The sequence below is a fragment of the uncultured Candidatus Puniceispirillum sp. genome (genome assembly GCF_963979125.1).
Taxonomy (GTDB): domain Bacteria; phylum Pseudomonadota; class Alphaproteobacteria; order Puniceispirillales; family Puniceispirillaceae; genus Puniceispirillum.
Map to the genome: position 1 here is coordinate 1 of NZ_CAXBVX010000081.1, position 8,722 is coordinate 8,722.

Annotated in this window: 8 protein-coding genes; 7 read left to right on the forward strand and 1 reads right to left on the reverse strand. The window is 51.6% G+C overall.

The window, feature by feature from the left end:
- The 7 genes from ABNT28_RS08340 to ftsY all read left to right on the forward strand — a co-directional run.
- Positions 1-1,010 (forward strand): FtsK/SpoIIIE domain-containing protein (locus ABNT28_RS08340; protein ID WP_348721377.1); only part of this gene is annotated, 1,010 nt, incomplete at its 5' end.
- Between the two features lie 4 nt (positions 1,011-1,014).
- Complete coding sequence (locus ABNT28_RS08345; RefSeq protein WP_348721378.1) at positions 1,015-1,635, forward strand: outer membrane lipoprotein carrier protein LolA; 621 nt, start codon at positions 1,015-1,017, stop codon at positions 1,633-1,635.
- A gap of 186 nt (positions 1,636-1,821) precedes the next feature.
- On the forward strand, positions 1,822-3,696 hold the full coding sequence (locus ABNT28_RS08350; RefSeq protein ID WP_332924372.1) for a TIM barrel protein: 1,875 nt from the start codon (positions 1,822-1,824) through the stop codon (positions 3,694-3,696).
- Between the two features lie 55 nt (positions 3,697-3,751).
- The gene (xth, locus tag ABNT28_RS08355) at positions 3,752-4,531 is read left to right on the forward strand and encodes an exodeoxyribonuclease III (protein WP_332924362.1); all 780 of its coding nucleotides are present in this window, start codon (positions 3,752-3,754) and stop codon (positions 4,529-4,531) included.
- An 87-nt stretch (positions 4,532-4,618) separates the two neighbouring features.
- Positions 4,619-5,500: a diaminopimelate epimerase gene (dapF, locus tag ABNT28_RS08360; RefSeq protein ID WP_332924361.1), complete on the forward strand. Its 882-nt coding sequence runs from the start codon at positions 4,619-4,621 to the stop codon at positions 5,498-5,500.
- Positions 5,487-6,806 carry a tRNA (N(6)-L-threonylcarbamoyladenosine(37)-C(2))-methylthiotransferase MtaB gene (gene mtaB, locus ABNT28_RS08365; RefSeq protein ID WP_332924360.1) on the forward strand — a complete coding sequence of 440 codons (1,320 nt, stop codon included), beginning with the start codon at positions 5,487-5,489 and terminating at the stop codon, positions 6,804-6,806. The genes dapF and mtaB overlap by 14 nt, the downstream gene beginning before the upstream one ends.
- A gap of 1 nt (position 6,807) precedes the next feature.
- Positions 6,808-7,737 (forward strand): signal recognition particle-docking protein FtsY, encoded by a 930-nt coding sequence (gene ftsY / locus ABNT28_RS08370; protein WP_348721379.1) that lies wholly within the window; start codon positions 6,808-6,810, stop codon positions 7,735-7,737.
- Between the two features lie 26 nt (positions 7,738-7,763).
- Here the strand turns inward: ftsY and ABNT28_RS08375 are convergent, their stop codons facing one another.
- Entirely contained in the window at positions 7,764-8,513 is a 750-nt protein-coding gene (locus ABNT28_RS08375) for a YdcF family protein (RefSeq protein WP_348721380.1), read from the reverse strand.
- Between the last annotated feature and the right edge of the window lie 209 nt (positions 8,514-8,722).

Genomic DNA, 8,722 nt, shown 5'->3' on the forward strand with positions numbered 1-8,722 from the left:
CGATGATCTTGTCGTTGCTCTACAAGCTGACGCCAGAAGAATGCCGGATGATTATGATCGATCCGAAAATGCTGGAATTATCGGTTTATGATGGCATTCCGCATTTGCTGAGTCCGGTGGTGACCGATCCGTCAAAGGCGGTGGTGGCCTTGAAATGGGCGGTGCGCGAAATGGAAAACCGCTATCGTAACATGGCGAAGATGGGCGTACGTAATATCACTGGCTATAATGAACGGCTGGCAGAAGCGCGCGCCAAGGGGGAAACGCTGACGCGCCGCGTGCAGACCGGATTTGATCCCGAAACAGGCAAACCGATCCATGAAGAAGAGATTCTTGATCTAGCACCTTTGCCTTATATTGTTGTGTTGATTGACGAGGTTGCCGATCTGATGCTTGTCGCAGGCAAGGAAATCGAAGCCGCGGTGCAACGTCTGGCGCAGATGGCACGGGCGGCAGGCATTCATGTGATCATGGCGACCCAGCGGCCATCGGTTGATGTGATTACTGGTACGATCAAAGCCAATTTTCCAACCCGAATCAGTTTTCAGGTTACGTCGCGGATTGATAGTCGCACAATTCTGGGTGAACAAGGCGCCGAACAATTGCTGGGGCGCGGCGACATGCTGTTCATGGAAGGGGGCGGCCGCGTGACCCGCGTGCATGGCCCGTTTGTTCAGGATGGCGAAGTCGAAGCGGTTGCCAATTTTCTGCGGTTGCAAGGCGAACCTGAATATGATGATCGCGTGGTTGCCGAAAGCGAAGATGATACTGGCGGCGGCGCGGCGGATGCTGTTCTGCCAACCGGCAACAGTCTTTATGAACAGGCTGTCCAGCTTGTGGTGCGTGAACAAAAAGCATCGACCAGCTTTGTGCAACGGCATCTGAAAATCGGCTATAACCGCGCCGCTACAATTATCGAAGAAATGGAATCTAACGGCATCATCAGCGCCGCCAATCATGTGGGCAAGCGCGATGTGCTGATAACGGACGAGGCGGATAATGGATTTTAGACTGGTGACAAAGCGTCTGGTGACAAGGCATCTGGCGGCAGGGCATCTGGCGGCAGGGTTTGTGTCGATCATCATGTTGTTGCAGATGAGCCTGTCAGCCCAAGCCGCCGATACCGTCAGTGCCGCCGAAGACTGGTTTGCCCAACTGACAACAATGCAGGCAGATTTCACGCAAATTTCTTCGGATGGCAGTGCGGCCGTAGGCACATTATATCTGCGTCGCCCGCACCGGATGAAAATCGAATATGAGGGCGATGATGCGCTGATTCTGATCACGACACCTGTCTGGCTACATGTTGATCATCCTGCGCAAAAGCGCGTGACAAGCTATCCGATTTCAGAAACCGCCCTGTCGCTTATTCTCAAGGAAAAAGTAATTCTGCGCGCTGATGATTTCCAGACAAGTGCCCAGGTGGCAGACGGGATTGCAACGATCTATCTTAGCAAGGAAAGCGGTGAAGCGGCAGGCGATCTGGCGTTGGAATTCAGTTTGAAACCGTTTCAGCTTCGTAAATGGACCGTGCGTGATTCGGTGGGTGTGACCACCAGCGTGACGTTGCAGAATATGAAATTTGGCCTGAAGTTCCGGAATGAATTATTCCGCCAAAGTGATTATTCGAATTAGAGTTATTTGTCAGCATATGTGCATCTGCTTAAGTAGATTTGTGCCAGATATCATCAAATTCAATCAAAATGAAAATGGGCAAAGCGCGTATCGGCATTTATGATCCTATGTTGATGACCCGTGGCATATATGCTGGGCGTAATTCAAGGTGACGGATGTAGGATGGGCAAGACCAAGACAGCCAAGATGAAAAGCTGTATCGCCACAGTTTCGATTGCAGGTGATTTTCGCGAAAAACTGGCAGCGATTGCCCGCGCTGGTTTCACCGGTATCGAAATTTTTGAACAGGATTTTATCGCCTTTGATGGCCGACCAGAAGATGTTGCCCAGATGGTCAAGGATCATGGGCTTGAGATTATGCTGTTTCAGCCATTTCGCGATTTTGAAGGCATGCCGGAACCGCTTCGATCGCGCGCTTTTGACCGCGCTGAGCATAAATTTGATCTGATGAATCAGCTAGGCGTTGATCTGATGCTGGTTTGTTCGAATGTGTCGCCGCATAGTCTTGGCGGGATTGATCGCGCGGCAGATGATTTTGCCGAACTGGGCATGCGTGCGGCGGCGAAAGGCATTCGTGTTGGCTATGAAGCGCTGGCATGGGGGCGGCATATCAACGATCACCGTGATGCGTGGGAAGTGGTGCGCCGCGCCGATCATGCGCATATCGGCATCATTCTGGACAGTTTTCATACGTTGGGGCGGGGGCTTGATCCAGTGTCAATCCGCGCGATTCCGCGTGATAAGATTTTCTTTGTCCAGCTTGCCGACGCGCCGCAGATAGAGATGGATTTGCTGTATTGGTCGCGGCATTTCCGCAATATGCCAGGCGAAGGCGATTTGCCAGTACTGGATTTCATGCGGGCGGTAGCGGCAACAGGCTATGACGGGCCGTTATCGCTGGAAATTTTCAATGACCAGTTTCGCGGGGGTAGCCCGTGGACAATCGCGCAAGACGGGCATCGTGCGCTTGTCTGTTTGATGGATGATGTGCGCCGCGCCGAACCCGACATTTCATTAGAGGTTCCGTCGATGCCGCCGCGCATCACCTCAAGTGGCATAGAATTTATCGAATTTACCACGGATGCTAATGAGGCCGAAACGCTGGGGCAGCTTTTGGGCGTTCTGGGTTTTGCCAAGGTCGGACAGCATGTGTCAAAACAGGTGCAATTATGGCGGCAAGGCGGGATCAATATTTTGATCAATACCGAAGAAAATGGTTTTGCCCATTCGGCCTATCTGATGCATGGCATGTCGGTTTGCGATATTGGAATCCGTGTCGATGATGCCACCGCCACCGCGACGCGTGCGGGCATTTTGGGTGCCGAATTATTCAACCAGCCCTCAATTCCGGGTGAGTTGGACATTCCTGCCATCAAAGGTGTTGGCGGCGGTATTATTCATTTCATTGATGATAAAAGTGATCTGTCGCGTCTGTGGGAGATTGATTTTGTACAGGATAATCAGCCGCCAGATAATGGTGCCGGTCTGGTCGCGATCGACCATATTGCCCAGACCATGAAATATGAAGAAATGCTGACATGGGCGTTGTTCTATACGTCGATTTTTGATACGCGCAAAGTGCCGATGGTTGATGTTGTTGACCCTGCCGGACTGGTGCGAAGCCGCGCCATTCAAAATGATGATGGGAGCCTGCGTATTACGCTAAACGGCGCTGAGTCACAAGATACTCTGGCAGGCCGTTTCATTAGCGAAACCTTTGGTTCGAGCGTTCAGCATATCGCTTTTGCCAGCGATGATATTTTTGCCACTGCCGCCGCCCTGAAGCGAAACGGGTTTGAAGCATTGACAATTTCGGCGAATTATTATGATGATCTTGGTGCGCGTTTTGGCCTTGATGATGATATGTTGAGCAAGCTCAAGGGCGCGCACATATTATATGACTGCGATGAGGCAGGCGCCTATTTTCATTTCTATGGGCAGACGCTTGGGGCCGGTATGTTTTTTGAAATTGTTCAGCGTGTAAAGGCGTATAATGGCTATGGTGCGGCGAATGCGCCATTCCGGATTTCCGCCCAGAAACGTGACTGGGCTTCGGCGTAAAAACAGGGTAGTAATCAGCATCGCCGTGATAGGTAATTGAAATGAAAATAGTGACATGAAAATAGCAACTTGGAATATCAATTCGGTGCGTCTGCGGCGTGATCTGGTAAAGCAGTTTCTGGATGCAAGCGATGTCGATGTGCTGTGTCTTCAGGAAACCAAAACCGAGGATAAAAGCTTTCCAGCTGATTTCTTTGCCGAGGCAGGCTGGGCGCATCAGGCGATCCGCGGCGAAAAAAGCTATAATGGCGTGGCGATATTGTCGCGCACGCCGCTGAGTGATATTTCGCATATGAACTGGGCAGGCAAAGAAGATTGCCGACATATATCGGCGCGCACCGAAAACGGCGTGATGATTCATAATTTCTATGTGCCAGCAGGTGGTGATATTGCCGATCCCGACGAAAATCCCAAATTTGCGCATAAGCTGGCATTCCTTGCCGAAATGACCGCGCATTTTGTCAAAAACCAACCTGAAAAAGCAGTGCTGGTTGGCGATCTGAACATCGCGCCATTGGCCGAAGATGTGTGGTCAACTAAACAATTATTGAAAGTGGTCAGCCATACGCCAGTTGAAACGGACGGGCTGAAAGCCCTGATGGCCAAGGGAAGCTGGCACGACCCAATACGCGCATATTTTGGCGATGACGAACAGATTTATTCCTGGTGGTCATATCGTTCACGCGACTGGCAGGTCAATAACCGTGGCCGACGGCTGGATCATATATGGGTCAGCACCGACCTTGCAGGATCCGTCAGCAACGCAGAGATTCTGACCGATTACCGAAATGCCGAGAAGCCTTCGGATCACGTGCCAACGATTATAACCCTGTGATTTATCAGCCTTATCAATGAATCAATCATGGGTTCTTTGGTGGGGAAAGACTTTGCGCGGCATTAAAAGTGGCGTATATGCAACATTATGAGTAGATTTTTGAAAATGCATGGCCTTGGTAATGACTTTGTCATTCTGGATGCCCGCGATCCCGATAATGGGATTGGTGCGGATATTTCCGTGCGCGCAGCGAGCCTAGTTGCTGATCGCCGTTTTGGCATCGGGTGTGATCAGCTGTTGATTATACGCCCTAGTGACACAGCCGATATTTTCATGCAGATTTTGAACAATGATGGCTCGGTCGCAGGGGCATGCGGCAATGGCACGCGCTGTGTTGCTGATTATGTGATGCGGGCATCAGGACAGGATAGGCTGGCGATCGAAACGGCTAGCGGTATTTTACATGCGTGGCGCTGCCAGATGAAGGGCGCGGATCTGATTGCGGTCAATATGGGGGCGGCGGGTCTTGACTGGCATCAAGTGCCGCTGGCTGGTGAACAGGATACGTTGCATGTCGATCTTGGGGCGGATGCACCTGCATTGGCGGTATGTCATTCAATGGGAAATCCGCATGCGGTGATGTTTGTCGATGATGTGGCAGCTATTGATCTGGAAGATATTGGGCCAAAGCTGGAACATGCCGAACTGTTTCCTGATCGCGCCAATATTTCGATTGTTCAAAAGCTGGATGACGGAAAATTCCGCATGCGTGTCTGGGAACGCGGTGTGGGTATCACGCTGGCCTGTGGGTCAGGTGCCTGTGCTGTTGGCGTGGCGGTGCATAGGCGCGGATTGGGTGGACGATCATCAGAAATCGTGATGGATGGCGGTTCGGTCTTTATCGAATGGCGTGATAATGGCATAGAAGGTGGCGAGGTTATCATGACAGGTCCAGTGTCCTATGTCGGGCAAGGCGTTCTGGATGACTCGGTCTCGGCGTTGTTTGGGGATCATCATGCCAAAGCGTAATGCACCGCAGGTTGAAACTTTTGGGTGCCGTCTGAATATCTGGGAATCCGAGGTGATACGCGATAAAGCCGCATCGGCAGGTTTGCAGGATGCGATTATTTTCAATACCTGTGCGGTGACATCCGAAGCCGAAAAACAGGCGCGTCAAGCGATTCGTAAAGCGCGCCGTGAAAATCCAGATAGCCAGATTATCGTGACCGGATGCGCTGTCCAGATTGCCGCCGCAAACTGGGCCAATATGGATGAAGTGGACGTGGTGCTTGGCAATCATGACAAGTTACAGGATCAAAGCTGGCTTGATCTTGGGTCCGCCCCTGCTCGCGCGCTTGGGTCAGGTGGAGATGATGCAAGTAAAGCGGTGCGCGAAGGCACGACAGCCGAAGTGGTTAGTGATATTATGCAGGTGCGTGAAATGGCGTCGCATATGCTGGATGGCTTTCAGGAACATACCCGCGCCTTTCTGCAAATTCAGCAAGGCTGTGATCATCGCTGTACTTTCTGTATCATTCCTTATGGCCGTGGCAACAACCGCTCGGCAGGTCTGCACCAGATTATCGAGGCAGCGCAATCGCTGGTCGATGGGGGCGCGTGCGAAATTGTTCTGACTGGTGTTGATATAACGTCATGGGGCAGTGATCTGGCTGGCCGCCCGCGTCTGGGACGTCTGATCCGTAGCTTGTTACGTGAAATACCCGATCTGCAGCGTTTGCGGCTATCTTCAATCGATCCAGCCGAGGGCGATGCTGAACTTATGGCGGTGCTGGGTGATGATGACCGGCTTATGCCGCATGTTCATATTTCAGCGCAACATGGCAATGATCTGATTCTAAAGCGGATGAAACGGCGGCATCTGGGACGGGATATTATTCGGTTTTGTGACGAAGCACGCCGCCGTCGCCCCGATATTGTTTTTGGCGCCGATATGATCGCTGGTTTTCCGACTGAGGATGATGCCGCGCATCAGGCAAGCTGTGATATGATCGAACGTGCCGGCATCACGCATCTACATGTGTTTCCCTATTCACCGCGTCCGGGAACGTCTGCCGCATCAATGCCGCCAGTGGCTGCCCCCGATATTAAAAGACGAGCGGCATCCTTGCGGGCACTTGGCACAAAGCGGTTGTCGCATCTGCTGGATAATTCGATTGGCAGTTTTGATCAGCTTTTGGCCGAATCAGGCAATAAGGGACATGGACGTAATTTTTCAAAAATCCGCCTTGAGGGTGAATATGTGCCTGCCGGATCATTGGTTAATGTGAAAATAACAGGTCGTGATGGTAATGATTTGATTGCCGAAAGAGTGTAAAATGAGCTGGTTCAAAAAACTTAAAGACGGGCTTGGGAAATCAACAAGCAAGGTTAGTGCGTCATTATCGTCATTAAGCGGTTTGTTTGGCGGGGCGCGCATTGACGCAAGCTCTCTGGAAGAGGTCGAAGATGCGCTGATAAGTGCCGATCTTGGCACCGCATCGGCGCAACGTCTTGCGGCCAGAATGCGCAGGCATAAATTCGAGGGGCCAATTGATTCGGATACGCTTGGCCAGGCATTGGCAGATGGCATTACCGAAATTCTGGAACCAGTCGCGCAAAAGCTGGAAATTGACGATGCGCGATCACCGCATGTGGTGTTGCTGGTCGGGGTCAATGGTTCAGGTAAAACAACGACCGCGGGAAAGCTGGCACAGCAATGGCGGGATGAAGGCAAAAGCGTGATGCTAGCGGCGGGTGATACATTCCGTGCGGCGGCGATTGAACAATTGCAAATCTGGGGTGCGCGTACCGGTACCGAAGTGATTGCAGGCGCGCAAGGCGGCGATGCGGCGGCACTGGCCTATGAAGCCTTGGAAAAAGCCAAAGCCGCCAATATTGATGTTTTGATTATCGATACGGCTGGGCGTTTGCAAAACCGTAGCGAACTAATGGATGAGCTGGCCAAGATTGTGCGCGTGATGCGTAAGCTTGATGAAAGCGCCCCGCATGATTCGGTGATTATTCTGGATGGTACTGTCGGGCAGAATGCGATCAGTCAGGTCAAGGCCTTTCGCGAGGTTGCCGATGTGACAGGCCTGATTGTCACCAAACTTGACGGGTCGGCCAAGGGCGGTGTTGTTGTAGCACTGGCTGAGGAATTTGGCTTGCCTGTGCATGCGGTTGGTGTTGGCGAACAGGCGGATGATCTGCAACCTTTTGCCGCCGCCGAATTTGCCAAGGCACTGGTTGGGATCGATACGGAATAGGCTTTAAACCCGATCAGTTGAACGGGCTATTTCGGAAACAGGGTCTGGGTCTTGCCACTGAGCCAATAGGCAAAAAGCCCGACATATTCATGAAAGACGATTTCCATCATGCGAAGTCCGTGCGGCAGATTCCAAATATTGGGAAATCCGCTTGGCAAAGTCTGATAATCAACCGGATAGGGAATGACCCCAGTCCATCCGGCTTTTCTGAAACTGCCTACGGCACGTGGCATATGTGATGCCGATGTCACGAGAATCCAGAAAGAACCAGGCTGTGGCGATAATAGCGTCTCGCTGTGGATGGCATTTTCATAAGTGTTGCGGCTGGTGCCTTCGAACAGGATATTTGGTGATTCGGCCATGCCAAGATCAGCCAAAAGCCGATTAATTGTCTGGTTTTCGGACCAGCCTTTGTGGACTAACGCGCCGTAAAAGCCGCTAAACAGAATTGGCAGGTCAGGAAATTTATGATGCAGATGAAGCGCGGTTGTAAACCGCTCGGCGGCACCGTTTAGCTGTGCCTGCCCTCTGGTTTTGGAAATCTCACCATAGCCCGTATGGCCGCCCAGAATGATGATGCCGTCAAGTGGCTGGCCTTCAAGAATTGGCACGTCAAAGCGGTTTTCTAGAAATTGTAGCGGGATATGCGATAGGGGTACCAAGCCATATAAAAGCGGTAGGATCACGGCCCCTATGGTGAAAATCCGCGCCCAGCGTTGGTTTTTGAACAGGCGGCATAACAGCCCTGCCAGCAACAGCAAAAAAGGCTGTATCACAGGCTGGATAAAAATCTTGAGGATTTTTGATATAATGAAAAACATAGAACAACTTGACAAATTTGCCGGTTTAGCGCAATAGACATGCACATCCGGCCATCGCCGACTATCAGACCTTAGCGGGTTCCACACGTCCTTGAAGTTTTCGAGCACGGGTGCGACATGTGTTTATGTTATGTACAATCATTCTGTGCATAGTGTTTTGTGGG